Origin of the sequence: Brevibacillus borstelensis, assembly GCF_037834415.1 — a bacterium.
Taxonomy (GTDB): domain Bacteria; phylum Bacillota; class Bacilli; order Brevibacillales; family Brevibacillaceae; genus Brevibacillus; species Brevibacillus borstelensis_A.
The window spans coordinates 81812-99914 of sequence record NZ_JAUMSJ010000005.1; the positions used below are offsets into that span (position 1 = coordinate 81812).

The window sequence follows — 18103 nt, forward strand, 5'->3', positions numbered from 1 at the left end:
TCGGCAAAAAGAAAAGCCCTCTTATTTGCCGTGGCAAACGGAGAGGGGCAATACGACTATAGAGCAAGTTCCAGATATTTGTTTTTGAGCGCGTACAGGATCAGTTCATGTTTCGAATCCACCTGCAATTTCTGCTTGATGTTTGACTTGTGATTTTCCACGGTTTTGACGCTGATCGCCAGTTTTTCGGCAATCTCTTTGTTGCTGTAGCCCAATGCGATCAGCCTGACGATTTCCTTTTCCCGAATGGTCAATACGGAAGACGGCTCTTTGGACTGTGACCGGAACCACTGCCTGATGATCTCTTGCGAAATGGATGTTTTGTAAAAGTGCTTTCCCTGGTACACTCCAACAATCGCTTGAAAAAGCAGCTCGCCATGGCTGTTCTTGAGTATGTACCCGTGAGCGCCAACCTTGACAGCTTGCTGGACGAAAATTTCTTCGTCATGCATGGTTAACATGACAATTTTTACGGATGGATGCTGATTCCGGATCTGTTTGCTGGCTGTAAATCCATCCAATCCATTCGGCATCGACAAATCCATCAAGACGACATCCGGTTGCAGCTGGCTGGTTTTTAGGATGGCGTCGCTGCCATTGTGGCTTTCTCCGACAATTTTAATTTCGGGGTATCCCTCCAGCAGGACGCGCAATCCCTTCCGAATCATCGTGTGGTCATCAACCAGCAGTACCCGTATCACTGTCCGCTCCCTCCTTGCAAGCAACTTTTACTTGAATCGCCGTGCCTCTCTGCAGTACGGACTGAATCTCGAGGCAGCCCTCCATCTGATCCACTCTCTCTTCCATATGCTTGAGTCCGAGGCCGGCCTGCACTTGGTCGCGGGCAAACCCGATGCCGTTGTCCCGAATGATCAGGATCAGGTCGGCCTCTTCTTTGGAGAGGATGACTTCAATCAGAGTCGCTTTTGAATATTTCAAGGCATTATGCAGCGCCTCCTGAATGACCCGGTACAAATTGATTTCCAAAATCGGCTGCAAGCGATCGCAGACATTACTGCAAGAAAACGTAATAGAAACATTTTTATGCGTTTTGTTCAGGCTGGAGACAAGGTGCTTGACGGTCGGGATCAGACCGAGCTGATCGAGGCTATGCGGGCGAAGCTGGAGAGAATAGAGCTTGACGTCTCGTATCGCTTTTTCCAGTTCATCCACGATCTCCTGCATATACTCGTTGAATTTTCCTTCCTGCTTGATGCGCGATTGAATCGCTTGTATGCCCACAGAAACAGAATAAAGCGATTGTCCCAAACCATCATGCAGTTCCTGAGCCAGTCGCTTATGTTCGTTTTCCTGGGCTTCCAACGTTTTTTGCAGAACCAGCTTGGAGATCCTGGCTTCCTCTTCTTTTTTCTTTACTGTTAAATCTTTTAGAACCAAAAGGACTTCCTGCTTCATTTGTTGACGGTTTTCATAAATGACGGCCGTACTCATTTCCATGTCGACGAATCGCCCCTCATAGGTCGGCATCGACGAAAGAAAGTAAGGCACCTCCCGTTTTGCCATTAGGTAACAGCGATCTTCGCCTGCCTCCAGCTTCCGCGTCTGACAGAAAGAACAGTACGGAACCTGCTCTCCTACTTTCCATCCCGTCATTTTTTCTGAAGACGGATTCATCACCAGAATCCTCCTTTCCTGATCCATGAGGATGATCCCGTCCTGCAGGTGGTCGAAGATTTGCTTCAAATAACCGCTTTCCAGCTCCTTTCCTTCTTTTGCATACTGTTCAAGCAAAGTCGGACTTCGATGCATGGCGGACCTCCATGTTCATTGGCTTTTGGGGAAACCAGTTTTTTACAGTCATTTTATGCCAAGCTGCGGACATTTTCACCAATCCCCAGCCGCCCGACAATGGCGATCGGGACCGGGACGGACAACATCTATCGTAATCTCCGCAAACTCTTTCCTGTATAGGTGGGTTCCCTTATCTTGCAGTCGGAATTGACAGTCATTGCATACGAAGCGTAATATTTATGTATATTCAAATAATCAAATATTCTAAATTTGCTATTGCGTCTGGGGTGAAACCGGAGTATGCATCTACACTACGATCGTCGCAGGAATTTTGATTTCCATGCTGGGGGGCTCGAGATTCCAGATCGGGGGACCCACTGGCGCATTTATCCCTATTTTGTTTGGCACTGTCATGCAGTACGGCTATGAAAACTTGTTGATTGCCGGGATATTGGCCGGAATTATGCTTGTTTTGATGGGGATTTTCAAGCTGGGGGCTTTGATCAAATTTATCCCTCGACCCGTAACCATCGGGTTCACCGCCGGGATTGCCGTGAGCCGCTGGAAGTGGTTCGGCGCACTGGACTTTATGAATACATCGGGGAAGAACATTTCTTTGAGCAAACGGGAGAAGCCATTGACTTTGCGCTTGCGAACTTGGGTCATAACAAGTGTGTAGGGTGCCGGCATTTTGCCTTCCGGGATTGCGCTCTGATGTCGGCCCCCGCTCCTTGCGGATTCGTATCCTGGAACTGCTCTGTGACGGTGACAAAAACGTCAATGCGCTGCAAGAGCTATTGAGGACGGAGGGCTCCGCGGTTTCACAGCAGCTGGCGGTTTTGCGCAGCAAGAACATCGTGTACGGAACGAAAGACGGCAACAAAGTGATGTACTCGCTTCGCGATCCGATGATCATTGAACTTTTGGCTGTCGCCCGTCGAATCTTTAACAATCATTTGATCGATACGATTTCGATGTTTGATCAGATCAATCAAAAGTAAAGAGCGCCAGCCATCAACGGGAGGCTTGGCTCTCTGACCGCGGGAGCGTATCTGTGGTCGATATTGTTTGCAAGCGGCTGTCATATAAAAGAAGTATTTGAGAAAACCAGTCCACACCATGAAAAGAAAGTGTTGGACTGGTTTGCCGCAGTGGTTTCAAAGTCAGTTGCAAAACAGAGGCGTAGTCTTTTATACTCTCTCAGCTTATCAGCAACCGGAAGTTTTTGGAGCCGATCGACACTGTCTCCATCTCCGTTTCTTTCGCAAATCTCACATCCGAAAGCAACACGTTCTCCCGCAATACATGATCAAAACGCTCCAATGCCTCTTTCAGCTCGGCATCGACATCAAGCGTAAGGATCACTCGTTTATCAATCGGCAAATCCATTTTTTTGCGATAATCTTGAATTGCCCGGACTACTTCCCGAACAATCCCCTCTTGTTTCAGTTCTTCCGTGATTGTCGTATTCAACGCGACATGCAATTGGTATCCCGAAGCGGAAGCAAAGCCATGCTTGCCCTGCTTTTCTACAAGCAGTTCATCTAGTGCAACACGTACGGCTTCGTCAGATAAAGCGATATCCAAGAAGCCGCTGTCCACGACATGTTTTGCTTCAGCTTCAGACAGCTGTTTCAGATGATGCTGAATCGGTCCCGCGAGTTTCCCGTATTTTTTACCGGCAACCCTTGCATTCAGTTTAAGCTGGTAGGCAGTAAAGCTGCTGTCGCTTTGCTCGACCCGGATTTCTTTTACGTTTAGTTCATCTTTGACGATGCTTTCGAACCTGCTCATATGGAACGGACGGTCAATGGAAACGATCAGCTCTGCCAGAGGCTGGCGCGTCTTGATTCCGGTTTCGTTTCGTATATTTCGGGCAAGCTCCACAATGCGTCGCGCCGTTTCCATGTCGCTTTCAAGCGTTTTGTCGATCGCTTGCGCGTCCACCCTTGGATAGTCGGTGAGATGAACGCTTCCCTCCCCGGCGAGATTGCCATAGATGTCATCTGCGATAAGCGGGGCATACGGTGCGATCATCCGGGACAGCGTTGTTAACACTTTGTGCAGCGTTTGATATGCGGACACCTTGTCTTCCGTCATTCCGCTGCTCCAGAAACGGTCGCGTGAGCGCCGGATGTACCAGTTGCTCAACTCGTCGACGAATGTTTCTATATTCTTTGCCGGATTCAAAAAGTCGTATGCTTCCAGACCGCTTACGACATTTTGCAAGGTCGAATGGAGCCTCGAAAGCACCCAGCGATCTAATTCGTTTTTTACCCTTCGCTCCGGGTAGTCCGCCGGATTGTAATCATCGATGGTCGCGTACAGCGAGTAGAAAGCGTGCGCATTATGAATCGTATCGATCACTTTGTGCTTCGCTTCGGCCACGATCCGTTTCGAAAAACGCTTGCTGCTCCACGGCGCACTGTCGGACAGGAAAGCCCAGCGGAACGCATCCGCACCGAATTCATCGATCACCTCCCACGGGTTAATGCCATTCCCTTTGCTCTTGGACATCTTTTGACCGTTCTCATCCAGTACGTGCCCCGTTGAAATCACGGCTTTGTATGGCGATTTGCCGTTGTAGAGGGTGGAAACTGTCAGCAGGCTGAAAAACCAGCCTCTCGTCTGGTCGATCCCTTCGGAGATCATATCGGCAGGGTATTGCTCCTGAAACAGCTTCTCGTCGCCGAATGGGTGATGATACTGGGCAAACGGCATCGATCCGCTGTCAAACCAAACATCGATCACCTCGGGCGTTCTTTCCATGATTCCACCACATGAGCAGCGCAATTTGACTTCATCCACAAAAGGTTTATGCAGCTCCAGGTTTTCCTCTACTGTCCTGACTGACTTTTCGCGCAGATCTTTCACGCTGCCGGGAGCATACTCGGTCCCGCAATCCTGACACATCCAGATGTTAAGCGGCGTTCCCCAGTATCGGTTCCTGCTGATATTCCAATCGACGAGCTCCTCCAGAAATTTGCCAAAACGCCCTTCGCGCAAATGGGAAGGATACCAATCAATCTTGTTGTTGTTTTCGATAAGCTGTTCTTTGATCGCGGTCGTTTTGATGAACCAGCTTTCCGTAGCGTAGTAAAGAAGAGGCGATTTGCAGCGCCAGCAAAAAGGATAGCTATGCTCGTAGCGTTCCTTGGCGTACAGCAAATTTCTACGCGCCAAGTCTTTCACAATATCGACGTCGCAATCTTTGACGAAGCGGCCAGCATAATCTGTGACCTGACCGACATATCGTCCAGCGTGGTCTACAACGTTTGCAAAATCCAGCCCGTGCTGACGGCTTGCACGATAATCTTCTTCTCCGTGCGCCGGTGCAATATGGACGATACCCGTACCGCTTGTATCGCTGACATATCCGGCATCGACGACGATATGTCCTTTGTCTACCCTGATATATCCAAACGGTGGCTCGTAAGCTGTTCCTACGAATTCCGAACCTTTGTGAGTAGACAAGATTTCGTAGTTCTCTTTCAGGACTTTTTCCACAAGGTTTTTAGCTACCACGTAAACCTCATCGTTTTGTCTAACCCGCACATAGTCGATCTCTTTGTTGATTGCCAAAGCCACGTTGGCTGGAAGCGTCCATGGCGTTGTCGTCCACGCAAGAAAGATTTCCTTCCCGTTTTTGCTTTTGAATTTCACTGTGGCACTCAAATCTTTCACGTCTTCATAGCCTTGCGCCACTTCATGGGAGCTTAGCGTCGTTTGGCAGTCAGGACAATATGGGCTGACCCGATGCCCTTTGTACAATAGTCCCTTTTGATGGATGGTGGACAAAATCTGCCAGACAGTTTCGATGTAGTCATTGGTCAGCGTGACATAAGGATCGTCCATGTCAGTCCAATACGCGATCCCTTCCGTAAGCTCGCGCCACTGCTTTTCATATTCGAACACACTGCTTTTGCACTGTTCCACAAACTTGGCGACTCCGTAGTTTTCAATCGCCTGTTTCCCGGAAATGCCCAGCTGCTTTTCAACGCCGAGCTCTACGGGAAGGCCGTGCGTGTCCCATCCGGCTTTGCGCACGACTCTGTACCCGGACATCGTTTTATAACGCCCGATAAAATCCTTGATGACGCGTCCCAGTACGTGGCCGATATGCGGCTGTCCATTGGCTGTGGGCGGCCCTTCGTAAAACACAAAGTTTGGATTGCCCACGCGATTGTCAATCGATTTTCGAAAAGTCCCGTCTTGTTTCCATTGATTCAGGATCCGCTGGTCGCGAGCCCTGGCTTTTTCTTTGCCATCCACTTTTCTCATCTCTCTCATCCTTTCTCAAATCCAAATCGATACTTCAGAAAGCCGAGAAAAACAAAAAATCCCGCCCCATAAGGGACGAGATTTCATCTCGCGATACCACCCTTGTTCCGAGATGATCATAGACATACAATCTCTCGGCACCTCATACTACGTACCATCATACGCGTCCCTTTTAACGGCGGGATCCCGGGTCAGCTTACTAGATCATCTTCAGCCTTCCTTCTCGGAGAGGATTTTCGGCTAAGTCTTGAACGTTGGCTTTCAGCACGAGGCCAACTCTCTGGGGAACAAGGAAGTAGCTTACTCTTTCTCGTCAATGAATTTTGTCAAGTTATTCAGTTACATCCTTTCTACACGAGTTTTCACAAAATGTCAAATCACAAAGCTTTGGAGAAACGCCACGTGTTCTGAATGGTCAGGAGCATGGCGCCGTTTTCTTCCGTAAACTCCAAAAGCCCAAATCCGTCCGCGAAGAACAGGTTGTCCTTGAGTGGTACACAGACGATCTCCGTATCTTCATCGATGAAGACGGGTGTGTTGTCCCTGAGACGGAACGAAAAATGGAGCACGTCGTTTGTGTAGCTCCCTTCAAACGCATGCCATACGGACGGATCGAACTGAAACAGCTCCTCTGTCGTTCTCTGGCACGGAGACCCGTTGATCATGATGAACGGGGCGGCTTCTCCTTCGCCGGTAATAAAGCCGACATTGTCAAGCGGGTTGTTATCGTCATCGCAGGTGACGAAGAAATGTTCCCTGACGTAATTCAGCGGCCTTTCTTCCCCGTTCAATGTCAAGAACAGCTGGGCGTCGGACATGGAGACAAGGGCCGCGCCCCGGAGAAAACCGATATATGCCCCCTCATAGCTTTGCCAACGCGATTGATCCACAGACGGCCTTCGGAAGCTCGCTGCCGCGAATACCTGCGGTGTCTCTTCAGGCAGTTCGAGCAGCAGGCTGAGAATCTCATGCGCCTCATCCCAGCCGTAATCTTGGGACGAGAGCGTTACGATACCGATTTTATGCTCCGGCTGAAGCAGAAGCGCGCTGTTGTACGTACTGATGGCTCCTGCGTGCTTGATAATGGAAACGCCCTTGTAGGTGTCCTTGAAAAACGTCAGCCCGCTCGCGAGTCCGGACAGCGTGAAGCGATCCGCCTGGAACGAATGCATCTCCTCGATGGACTGGGGAGACAAAAATTGGACATCGCCGACGCGCCCCATGTTCAGCTGCATCATGGCGAATGCAGCCATGTCGCGAACCGTGGACATTCCAAAATAGGACGGGTAGTTCGCTGCGTTTTCCGGGAAGTGATGCTGAACGCGCAAAGTTCCGTCCGGATGGCGATCATGGGGAAGCGCCAAAGGATATGTCATCGCAACCAGAGGATCGTACATGGTCCGGGTCATGTGGAGCGGGTCGAAGAGCCATTCTTTCATGAACGCGGGAAAAAGCTGACCTGTCACACGTTCGGCTACATATCCGGCCAGATTCAGATGGTGGTTGCTGTACGAGTGCAAAAATCCGGGCGGAGCAATCATAGATAGCTGAGGAATGACTTCCCGCACGTACTCCTCCAGCGCTTCCGGGTCTCTCTTGCCGACCATGTCGCCCCCGTCCGGCAACCCGGCCGTGTGGTTCAGCAGCATCCGCAAGGTGACTTTCCCGGCCGCTTCCGGATCGCTTAGGCGGAATTCGGGTATGTAGCTCACGATCGGCTGATCCAGGTCCACCTTCCCTGCTTCGACCAGCCGCATGATCGCGCTTCCCGTGAGCGGCTTGCTTACAGAGCCGATGCGGAAAATCGTATCGGGAGTGACAGGTGTGCCGCCTTCCTCCACATTGGTGCTGCCGAAGCCTTTGGCGTAGACGATTTCCTCGCCCTTGACAACGGCTATGGCAAAGCCCGGGACCTTTTTTTGGTCAAACGTCCTTTGAATGACTGACTCAATGCTGTCAATGGATATCATGTCGACATCAACCCCACATTTTAAATTGGATTCAAAATAAAGAACTTCTCAATCAAGGGGAATAGTTCCTGTTTTTCCTAATTTTGATTATGGGTAAAGTTTTTATGCTAGTCAATAAATTATTGAGGCAAAGACTGAATCACCTGGGACTCGTTCTATGGAGTGGACACTTTCCTTGCTTTTGTCGCATTGATTGGTTACAATCCCCATTAGACAAAATGATCCGCAGGAGGAATTCTCATGCATCCAAAGAAAGTCCCCCGTTAAGCCCGTGGTCCTCCATTCATGCCGTTAGAGTCAGCTCGCCAAAAAATACAAAAGGGAGATGTACGCTAATGAACATGAATGGTCCTGTTAAAATTTCTCGAACGGCAAGGCTTCTAACGTGCCAGGAAATTGCCGCGAGAATGCACGAGGTATACGGAGAACAGCTTCTGGCCATCGGGGTCTACGGATCGGTCTCCAGAGGTACGGACGGCCCTTTCTCAGACATTGAGATGTTTTGCGTATTGCGCGAATCAAATGAACCTGTTGAATTTACCCATGAATGGTCGACCGGACCATGGAAAGCCGAAGTGAATGTCTGCAGCGCGGACGTTATTTTGAAAATGGCCGCAACTGTTGAAGAGCAATGGCCGCTGACGCATGGCCCATTCTTTTCCCAGCTCAGTTTATACGATCCGGAAGGCTTTTTTCCGGCGCTAAGAAAAGCGGCAGAATCGCCGTCAAAGGATGACTTCGACTATACAATCAAGGAAGTCCTCGTAGGTGAAATGTGCGAATTCATTGGAAAGCTTAGAAATGCAAGTCTAAACGGCCCACACACCTACTTGCCCTTTTTGGCCATGCAGTTTGCCCAGTCCGGAGCCATGCTGATCGGACTTCACAATCGAAAGCTATTCTCCACTGGCTCAATGGTTCTCCCCGAGTCAGTGCAGCTACCGGATCGTCCGGCAGGATTTGATAACGTAGCCGGGCTGGTTATGTCCGGCGAATTGGCAGAGCCGTCGAAAATCGTAACCGTCTGCGAGGATTTCTGGAATGGCCTCGTGGATTGGGCAGCAAAATACGGTTACGTAATGACTTCGGAACGAATTCCTTTTTGACAAGGCCAATTGTCAGGGCAAGCACGGGCAGAATCCGGGAATGACTTGAGGGCAAAAGAGTTTGTTCTTGTTGATGGCCCATTGTGGCGATAGAAAAGTTCCCGGTGACTTTAACATCGTAGGAAATGTGTTTTTCACCCATGATTGAATCTTCTGTGCAGATGGCGGTGAGGTGTCCGCCTTTTACACGAATCGATCATGGGCTTTTTTGTCTATAAGAAAGACAGGCAGCCAAATGCCGCCTGTCTTTTCTAGTGTTTCAGCTTTATTTTACGCCTACGGCATCGTAAGCCGCTTGTACCGACCGCACCTGCTCCGAGTTCGCCCCGAACAGATCGGTTGCGGCTTGGATCGCTGCACGGCGCATAGCGGAGAAGTTGGAGTACGGAGTCAGGTAGTGCGTCAGTGCGTGGTAGTAAATTTTTGCCGTATCTTCGCGCCCGATGCCCCGTACGGTTACACCGTAATGCGTACCGCCTTCCGCCAGCAGGTAGGCGGCCTTGTTGTTGATTCCGCTGTTGGTGTGTACGCCGCCGTTGTCCTGAGAGCCTGTGTAGCGCTTGCTGTAGTGGTCGGGGTCGCCGTATGCCGTCGGATCTTCCAGGGAGCGGAGCGCGTCGCCTGGGGTTCCGGGCGTGTAAACGTCTTCTCCCATCAGCCAATCATCGTCATCGACCATGGCTCCAAAAATATCCGACATCGATTCATTCAGGGCTCCCGACTCATTTTGATAAATCAAACCGGCAGTCCGTTCTGTGACGGCATGGGTCAGCTCATGCGCAACGACATCGAGAGCGCCCGACAGAGGGAGGAAGGTTCTTCCGTCGCCGTCGCCATACACCATTTGCGAACCGTTCCAGAAGGCGTTGTTGTAGCTGCGGGAGTAATGGACAGTTGAGCGAATTTTCGCACCATTGCCATCGAAGCTGTTGCGTCCATGGGTATTTTTATAGTAATCATACGTTTGCTGGGCGTAAGCGTGGGCATCGACGGCTGCTCCATCTGTCCAGTAGTTGTCGCTGTCAGACATCAGAGTGCCTGGCAGGCGGGTAGAGTTGGCCGTTGTGTATGTTTCGATGCCGCTGCCCCTCGTCGTATCTCTCATGACATAGCTGGTGCTGCTTTGTTTTGTCGTCTCAAAGCTCTTCTCGTCTCCCAGTACGCCTTTACCTGTGCCCGTCACCGTATCAATCATGTTGTACTTGTTGATGATGTCGCCCGTGTTAGCGTCCACAAAGTACATCCAGCGGCCCGGCACCGGATCCAGGAAGTTCAGCTCGATCGCGTACGCCAGATAAGCTTCTCCTTCATGTACATAAATATACTGCTCCGGCTGCGGCTCGACTTCGAATTCCTCCACTTCTCCCACTTCGTCTTCCAGATCGGCCAGCGCTTGCTTCAACGCTTTTTCTTCGCTCAGCTTTGCCTTCCTGCTCATTTTTTTGTCGCTGCTTAGATTCGGGACGAACTGTCCGAGAAACGAGGTGACATTGCCGTCCTCATCGACGTGAATGGTTTGCTGGTATCCGAAGACCGGGATGCCGTTGTACATTTCCTGCAGACGGTAGTGCTTCGTATTGGTCTCGTCATTCTCCACTTCTTCCAGCAGCTTGAAGTGCTCCTTGACATCTCCTTCGATCTGGAAGTCATCCTGGTACGTCTCCAGGTATGACCAGATGAGATCTTCGCCGTCCAAGCCATCTGCTTCGAACGGCTCTCCGATAAACTCGGGTGTGTCGAATTCCTTGCTGAATTGAACCTCGTCGGACTTAGCCATTGCTGACATAGGCTGGGCCAGTGGGACAAAAGCGGTGGTAGTCAGGGCGACAGTCAACGCAAAACCTTTTTTCCATGATTTTTTCATGCCAACATCAATCCTCCAATTTTGTATAATTTGGTAAAATTACACTATTTTGTATATTTTGTTTTCTCTTCAAAGATTCCTGCTTACAAACAAAATTTTTTAATCGACAATTTTCGCCTTATCCGCAAAAGGAAATCTCGATGGAGACAACCGATGACAGGCAGCATTTTCGAGGCCGTTTATTCTCTTGCCGGGCCGGTTTGCGAGGTTGCAAGCATGGAAGCCAGCTGTTTTCAGACAAGAGAGCCTCGGCTGTCTCCGCTTCATCGTTACTATGAACCCTTCGACTCCCTTCTTGCCATCCACCACTTCCTTTTTGGTATAGGCTTCCGCTTTACTTCCGGGGAGGCTCTCCCCAGTTCCGTTAACTCCTTTCTCAGCATTGGGCACGCTGAACGCAAAAAAGACGCCGGACTTAAAACCGGCGTCGATAATCACAATGCTTATGCCCGATGATCTGAAAAACTCCGATTGTACGCATCCGTCTATCAGAAAAATTCAGTGGCGCTTCGCGGCAAGCTTTGCACGCGCTTTACACCAAAAATCAGTGTGGTTAGACGAATTTGACTCTTTGACACGGGATGCAATGTACTCTCCCTATTTCCCCAGCATTTCAATCAAGTCTTCGCTGGCTATATTAGGGTCGGCGTTGATACGCTTCATGGCGAATAGAGTCTGGGGCTGTCCTTTTTTGATTGTATTGACTCCATGCTTGGTCGTTAAGGTCACCTTATAACCCAATTCCGCCAAAATTTGTTCGGAAAGAAAGCTGTACTCACCCATTGGATATGTCAAGGCAAGCACTTGATTGCCCACATGCTTTTCAATGAGACTCTGGATTTTGCGGACATCCTGTGCCAAGGCTATGTAGTAAGATCCACTCAGCTCATCTTTGTTCTGCAAAACTCCCCGTCGGAATGGAAACTCCGCTTCATTCGTATTGTGCATATCATAGGTGTGGCTTTGAATATCGATCAGGCCTGATTCGTACATGTCCCTAGCTTGCTGCCATGTAAAATGGGGAATGATATCTTTATCCGTTTTTCGATATTTCGTTTGTCCAACAGACCAACCAATCACGGAAATTGTGGCTTTCATTCCAAGTTCTTTCAAAACGGGGTAAGCATATTGATAATTGCTCAAATACCCGTCATCCAAGGTTACAACAACCGGTCTCTCAGGCAGCTCTTTCCCTGTTTCAACGTAATCTATCAGATCTTTTAAGAATACCGTTTGATAACCAGCCTGCTTTAGTGCAAGCATATCCTCTTTGAATTTGTCCAACGATGTGATGCTCGCACTTAACATGTTTTTATCGGTCACAATATGATGGTACGTAATAATAGGTACCTTCTTTTCTTCAGTGGCTGATACCGCTAAATTTTGCGGTTTCTTGAAGACTTTCTCGATATGCTCGTCAACATTCCTACGAGTCGTATAGTGACAGAAATTTTTCGGTACGTACACATCATTGTCTCCAAACATACATGCCATCATCATTTGACCAACGCTATCGCGGTAATGGGTAGGATCATAGAAATGCCGCGGATCCTGACTGATGGTATTGTATCCCGAGAAATCCCAAAAGTCCGTTACGGCCGCCAATTTCCTCCAGTAAGTCTTCAAGTCCTGAGTGTTGTATCGATCGACTTCCGTATAATAGGCAGCTCCGGTAACAACGGTAAAATAAATGCCCCTTTTCTCGCAATATTCCTTCATTCGTTTAACAGAGGCAATATTTTGATCCATCCTTGCAGCCGACATTTTCTCCTTGGGTTTCGTAAATTCTGGATGGCGTGCCAAGTAATATTCTAGGTCATTCAGTTTCTCGGAGTCCCGTCCAGCTTTATGGTATACTCCGGCCCCCAGATCGGTGTCGGCAAACTCCATTGGCTCGTTCATACTTTTAACCCATTCTTTTAACTTTGCCAAACCGTATTTCGGGTTAAGCGTAAGAAACCTTGTATAAAATAACCCAAGGGAATCGCCTGAAACTTTGGCATGCAGATACTCTTTCACGTTGGAAGAATCGTACCGGTGTTGGGCTAAATCATTCAGGCTCACATGAAGGATCATATGTTTTACATGATAGTTCTCCACCAGATAATAAAGAGTCTTTTCGTAATCGGAAAAATCCCTTTCATTCATAAGCATGCTGTAAAATTTCGCATCGCTGTAATATTTATTCAGCAATTCGGGAGACAAGGAGCTTGATGGTGAACCTCCGATTATATAGGAATCGTAATGATCATGAAATTGATCTAGATATGAAATTTTAGCAATATTCTGATTATTTATCATATTGTACGAATACCATTTCAAAAATTTATCCCCAAAAACCCCAAACGGATCTATAACATAGTTAAACAGACACAAGATTAATACAAAAACTTTCAGAGAGATGAAAAGCTTTACGATCCACTTACCAAATTTCATAACACACCTCAAGAACTGTAAATGTAGAAAATCTGAGACGGCCATCTGCTTGTAAAACGATGCGGGCATTCTCCAAACACCTATTTGAATAGTTGGCAGGTTCTACCCGAGCAAGCGTGGTACTGTCATCTCTCACGCCTGCTCTGTAGAACAGTATACTTAACTTGTGGCAAGTCCTTTTTAGTGAAAGGAAAAACACCGATCAATATGATCTCTGAAATGCGTTGTCCTGCCATCCTTCAATCTTTCCTGTTATCACAAAAAAAGCTTTTGCTATTTTGTAACAGGAATAGTCATTTCCAATTCTTTCATATACACTTTAACCGGCTCTCCGTTGCTGTCATACAGATACTCGCCGCTAATTTTGCTTTGATCCTTTAATACATAAAAATACGGCTTCAAAGTAAAAAATTTCGGTGTCTGCTTAAATGGCTCATATACCAAATCATAGAAAGCAAGACCCTTGCGCTTTTCATCGTGGCCAAAACCACTTACTTCGCTCACAATGTTTCCTTGATCATCGAATAGATCGTAATTCAATCCCAGTAATTTTGTTTGAGTAAACTGATTGGAAGGCAAACCAGCGTTTTCAGCACTGATTCCTTTGTCTGCTCTATATTTTTTGGGAATTTTCTCAGATGTTCCGTCTACCACAATCGCCAATCTCGTTGTGATCGGTGTAAGCTCGGCTTTTTCCAAGGTGATACGGATATGATCGAACTCCCTGGTCACATCCGGTGACAAGACGATATTGTTTTTCGTGTTTTTCTTGACTGGAATCTCCATGTTAAACGGTTCTTGAACTCCATCAAGTGTCAGTTTAACTGTTAAATCGAATTCATCCGGAAGAGCCGGATCTCCAAGCCCATTGTTGGACAGGTCAGAAAACATGATGATCGCGGAATTTTTATCGGCACCCGGACTGACAACAGGGATGACCTGGTGCGCCAATGAGTCGGTTTTCACATTCAGCGGCTTTCCGTTTACGAACAGGTCGACCTGTTTTATGGCTCCTTTTGTGCTCTCAGGCTGGTATGCCGCTGTACCGTCTGCATTCGTTTTTACACCGTTTAGATAGCTCGTCAAGCCCGGCGCCTCGCGGTGAACACCAATGGCGAAGCGGGTCCCGTCATTGATCACCTCCGGAACGCTAAGAGTAATGCCTTCATGTGTATTGCTTTGGAGTACTTTTATTGACAGTCCTTTTTCATCAGCAGTGCGCAGTCCCCAATCGCCCGCCAGTTCGAAAACGCTGTTTACCATTGGGATGCGTTTCAGGGATTCGGCCATGGCTGGAGAAACAAAGCCGCTGCCTATGATAAAAACTCCCAGTGCTGCTGCGGTAGAAGCAGCAGCCAAAGCTTTTTTCATCAGGTTCCTTTTATGGTTCTTTTGATGTTTCTCTCCCAAGCGCTTCATAATGTTGTCGCTATAACTGCTCACAGGCATATCGATCTGTAGGATTGCCTGCCGGATGTCCTCCAAATCCCGTGTTTCAGTTTGGACTGGCAACTTTTTCATGGACAATACCCCCTTTTTGATTCTTTTGCTCAATCAGTTTTTTTCGGAGTCGTTCAAACTTCTTGCGTAGTGTTGCTGGCTTGCAATCCATGATCTGGCCCATTTCTTCGAACGTGTATTGTTCGACTACTTTGAGGAGCAAAATCGTTCTCTCTTCCCGGTTTAAGGAAGAGAGAAGCCCTTCAACAACATGCTGATCGTGCTTGTAAAAAGCGAGAGACTGCAGTTCCTGGTAAAGGGATACGACCTTCTTCCAGCGACTCTGCTTTCTAATCTGATCCAAGCAGTGATGGTAAGCGATTTTGTAGAGCCACGCTGAAAAGGACACCCTACTTTCATAACGATCTAACTCCTGATAAACCTTGATGAATATTTCCTGCACAGCGTCTTCAGCTTCTTCACGACTTTTCAGGATACAGTAGCAATAGGTATAGATTTTCTTTTCGAATTGCTGAATAACAATTGTGTATGCTTGATTGTCACCCGATTTCACTTGAGCGACAATAGATTCAATCATCTTCTGGCCGTTGTCTATGCCTTTTTCCCCGGGGCTTGGCTGTTTCAAATGATTACCTCCTTGTGTGCCGGCTACATAACTATAACGATTGGAGAAGCACAATTCGTGACATTGGACAAAATTAGCAGTAAATTTTTTAAGATTGATTAAATATTTACTTTGCCTTCGTTGTAAAATTTGTTGTTAATTTCAAATGACGGGTGGCGGTACTATCCGATCTGGCACAAGCATCTCTCGACGAGTATCAGCTATATTGGAGTCGAGCGGCCAGCCTTCTCTATGTCGGTTTTCTCCTGTTATGTAGTTCACGCGAAAAAGCCACTCCTGCTAGTAGGAGCGGCTTTTTCAATTTCTTATAGAGCAGCCCTGTTTCCGGGAGACAATCGCTCCATTAGACAATGTGTCCGATGAAGCCGTCCTCTTCACTGTGGCAAATCAGAAACGTTTAATTCACAGCATTTTGCTTCAAAAAACGCCTCTGCCATACTCTGGTTGTAACTAACGTCAAAACCAGGAGGACAAGACCTAACATAAAAGGATAAGTGATTCGAATATCATACAACGTACCTGCCAGCGTAGGCCCGAGCACATTCCCGATGCTCATATAGGCATTGTTCATCCCCATGGCAAAGCCTTGCTCATCCCCGGCCAGCTTGGATATGAGCGTGTTCAAAACAGGGCGGAGGATGGATGTTGCCAGGAAGATCAAGAGCGTAATGCCGAAAAACAACGAATAGCTGGAAGCCAATAACGAAAGGAGGAAGCCGGTGGCGGCTACTCCCAAAAAGATATTTAGAACAGTTCCTTCTCCGTAGCGACGAACGAGCCGATCGACGATGAAGAGTTGTACAATGACGCTGACAATACCGGTTGTCGTAACCATTAACGCAATTTCCTGCGGTGTTGCGCCGTATTGCTTGTCGACAAAAAGACCGAGAACGGATTCATATGACATCAAACCGAAGCTCATCACGAGGGTAATCACCAATGGGATAAAAAATGGCATTTTTACCGAACGGACTATTTTTCTGGCCATTGATTCGTTGTCGCGTGCTGCGCCTGTGTCTCCGAAAGCCAGTTTGGCAGCACTTTCCTTCAGCACAACAACGGAAAAAATGACGGCAACAAGGGAAACGATTGCAGAGATTAAAAATGGAGTTTTCAGACCGTAATCCGCCAAAAAACCTCCGATACCGGGTCCAATCACGATTCCTAGCGACATGGCTGCAGATACCAGACTGTTTCCTTTTGCTCGTTGCTCCAGGGTTGTAATATCGGCGATATAGGCGAAGATGGCCGGGATCAGCAGCGCCGCGCCAATGCCTCCAATGACTCGCGAAGCGTAGAGCCACCAGATAGAATCAAAAGCGTAAAAGACGAACATGGAAAGCGTCAAGCCGGTCAGTCCGTATATAATCATTTTTCGGCGGCCGTATTGATCGGCCCATTTTCCCGCGATCGGCGAAAAGATGAACTGCGAGCCTGCAAAAATGGCGATCATCAGTCCGGCGGCGGTCCCTCCCTGGTGAATCGACTCCAAATAAGCAGGCAAAATGGGAATGATAATGCCAAAACTTCCAATCGCGATAAACATATTGATCATCAGGATGACCATCTTTTTGCGTTGCTCTGCTGACATCATGAATCCTCGCTTTCTTATGTTGACTGATTTTTTCCAAAGTTAGGCAAATGATTCTCCAGGTTTGATCGTCTCCTCCTCTATATACGTAAAACCGTTTCATCCAACAAGCTGCGGAGAATATCCAGAGCGGCTTCTGTTTGTTTGTGATTCGCGTTCAACAGTCGAAAGGCCTCGTTTACTCTGCCAATGTAATTGGCGGGGGCTATCTTCAAAGACCCTGCCAGATCCGCCGTGTCCATCTCATCTGGCCAGTACGATTCATTTAAGGCAAACAGCACTTGATGCAGGCAGGAAACGACTCGGTAGCAGATGCCCGCCGTATAGGAAAGGTCTTTTTTCGATGCGCTTTTGGATGCTGCTCTGAGTGAATAGGACGCCTCCCACAAAAATCTCTCGATCATAGTTTGCTTTAATGCCGCAGGATACGCTTTTGTCCTTTCCTTCAATTCAGCAAGTTTCCCGTTGCGGTCCCATAGTATGTCGCCAAGGGAGATTTCCCCCATATACATGACGGGACTAAAACAATGCGCATAGCCGATTTGATAGTCAATTTTGACTATTCCCTGACTGCATTCGTCGATCGTTTCCGAAAGCTTGCAGACATCCCTCAGCAAAAGTTTTGCTGTGCGTTGTTGAACGGTTATCGCGACACCGTCGCTGACCCATGGACTCCACTCGCCTACCGAAGAAAGCGATAACTTCCCCTGCATCGTATCCACGGTTGTTGCGGTTTTGAGGATGTCATGAACATCCATTCCGGAGTGGCTATCGTAATAAATGATCATAGTCGTGCCGGAATCCGGGACATGGCTTTCTCTCATTCCTGCATTTCTCAACACAATTCCTTCCAATCCAGCGACACTCCGAAGCCGATTGACCACGTCTTCAAGGAATTTTTGTTCAGTCATATTGAACTCCTTTTTCAGACGATTCACTTTCAACTATCCTTTGCTTTGGCGAATGGAAAAAGGAGTTGCAGTGGCAACTCCTTCAAGCAACCTTTACAAATGGATT

Annotated in this window: 13 protein-coding genes, 1 pseudogene and 1 other annotated feature; of the genes and pseudogenes, 4 read left to right on the forward strand and 10 right to left on the reverse strand. The window is 48.0% G+C overall.

Going from position 1 to position 18103, the window contains the following annotated elements; genetic code table 11:
- Positions 1-56: 56 nt before the first annotated feature.
- Together Q3F21_RS06935 and Q3F21_RS06940 are read right to left on the reverse strand one after the other, a co-directional pair.
- Positions 57-701: a response regulator gene (locus Q3F21_RS06935; protein WP_340250771.1), complete on the reverse strand. Its 645-nt coding sequence runs from the start codon at positions 699-701 to the stop codon at positions 57-59.
- Complete coding sequence (locus Q3F21_RS06940) at positions 679-1770, reverse strand: ATP-binding protein (protein ID WP_340250772.1); 1092 nt, start codon at positions 1768-1770, stop codon at positions 679-681. The genes Q3F21_RS06935 and Q3F21_RS06940 overlap by 23 nt, the downstream gene beginning before the upstream one ends.
- A gap of 251 nt (positions 1771-2021) precedes the next feature.
- Between Q3F21_RS06940 and Q3F21_RS06945 the strand changes: the two are divergent.
- A pseudogene (locus tag Q3F21_RS06945) lies at positions 2022-2308 on the forward strand (SulP family inorganic anion transporter); the annotation flags it as partial.
- A 124-nt stretch (positions 2309-2432) separates the two neighbouring features.
- Positions 2433-2753 (forward strand): metalloregulator ArsR/SmtB family transcription factor, encoded by a 321-nt coding sequence (locus tag Q3F21_RS06950; protein WP_340250773.1) that lies wholly within the window; start codon positions 2433-2435, stop codon positions 2751-2753.
- Between the two features lie 199 nt (positions 2754-2952).
- Here Q3F21_RS06950 and ileS read toward each other — a convergent pair whose 3' ends face one another.
- Both ileS and Q3F21_RS06960 read right to left on the reverse strand, forming a co-directional pair.
- Entirely contained in the window at positions 2953-6033 is a 3081-nt protein-coding gene (gene ileS, locus Q3F21_RS06955) for an isoleucine--tRNA ligase (RefSeq protein WP_340250775.1), read from the reverse strand.
- Between the two features lie 68 nt (positions 6034-6101).
- Positions 6102-6359, reverse strand: a binding site (T-box leader).
- 51 nt (positions 6360-6410) lie between these two features.
- Complete coding sequence (locus Q3F21_RS06960) at positions 6411-8003, reverse strand: serine hydrolase domain-containing protein (RefSeq protein WP_340250776.1); 1593 nt, start codon at positions 8001-8003, stop codon at positions 6411-6413.
- 335 nt (positions 8004-8338) lie between these two features.
- Between Q3F21_RS06960 and Q3F21_RS06965 the strand changes: the two genes are divergently transcribed.
- Entirely contained in the window at positions 8339-9109 is a 771-nt protein-coding gene (locus Q3F21_RS06965; protein ID WP_340250777.1) for an ANT(4')-I family aminoglycoside nucleotidyltransferase, read from the forward strand.
- A gap of 265 nt (positions 9110-9374) precedes the next feature.
- Here the strand turns inward: Q3F21_RS06965 and Q3F21_RS06970 are convergent, their stop codons facing one another.
- Entirely contained in the window at positions 9375-10973 is a 1599-nt protein-coding gene (locus Q3F21_RS06970) for a M4 family metallopeptidase (protein ID WP_340250778.1), read from the reverse strand.
- Between the two features lie 153 nt (positions 10974-11126).
- Here Q3F21_RS06970 and Q3F21_RS06975 point away from each other — a divergent pair, with 153 nt between their 5' ends.
- Entirely contained in the window at positions 11127-11429 is a 303-nt protein-coding gene (locus Q3F21_RS06975; protein ID WP_340250779.1) for a hypothetical protein, read from the forward strand.
- Positions 11430-11570: 141 nt separating this feature from the next.
- On the opposite strand, the gene Q3F21_RS06980 is transcribed toward Q3F21_RS06975, so the two are convergent.
- The 5 genes from Q3F21_RS06980 to Q3F21_RS07000 all read right to left on the reverse strand — a co-directional run bounded on the left by Q3F21_RS06980 (position 11571) and on the right by Q3F21_RS07000 (position 17997).
- Positions 11571-13409 (reverse strand): polysaccharide deacetylase family protein, encoded by a 1839-nt coding sequence (locus tag Q3F21_RS06980; RefSeq protein ID WP_340250780.1) that lies wholly within the window; start codon positions 13407-13409, stop codon positions 11571-11573.
- 273 nt (positions 13410-13682) lie between these two features.
- Positions 13683-14930 (reverse strand): DUF4179 domain-containing protein, encoded by a 1248-nt coding sequence (locus Q3F21_RS06985; protein ID WP_340250781.1) that lies wholly within the window; start codon positions 14928-14930, stop codon positions 13683-13685.
- Positions 14905-15447: an RNA polymerase sigma factor gene (locus Q3F21_RS06990; RefSeq protein WP_340250991.1), complete on the reverse strand. Its 543-nt coding sequence runs from the start codon at positions 15445-15447 to the stop codon at positions 14905-14907. The genes Q3F21_RS06985 and Q3F21_RS06990 overlap by 26 nt, the downstream gene beginning before the upstream one ends.
- Before the next feature lie 445 nt (positions 15448-15892).
- The gene (locus tag Q3F21_RS06995) at positions 15893-17086 is read right to left on the reverse strand and encodes an MFS transporter (RefSeq protein WP_340250782.1); all 1194 of its coding nucleotides are present in this window, start codon (positions 17084-17086) and stop codon (positions 15893-15895) included.
- Positions 17087-17166: 80 nt separating this feature from the next.
- Positions 17167-17997 (reverse strand): DUF4037 domain-containing protein, encoded by an 831-nt coding sequence (locus Q3F21_RS07000; RefSeq protein ID WP_340250783.1) that lies wholly within the window; start codon positions 17995-17997, stop codon positions 17167-17169.
- Positions 17998-18103 lie beyond the last annotated feature (106 nt).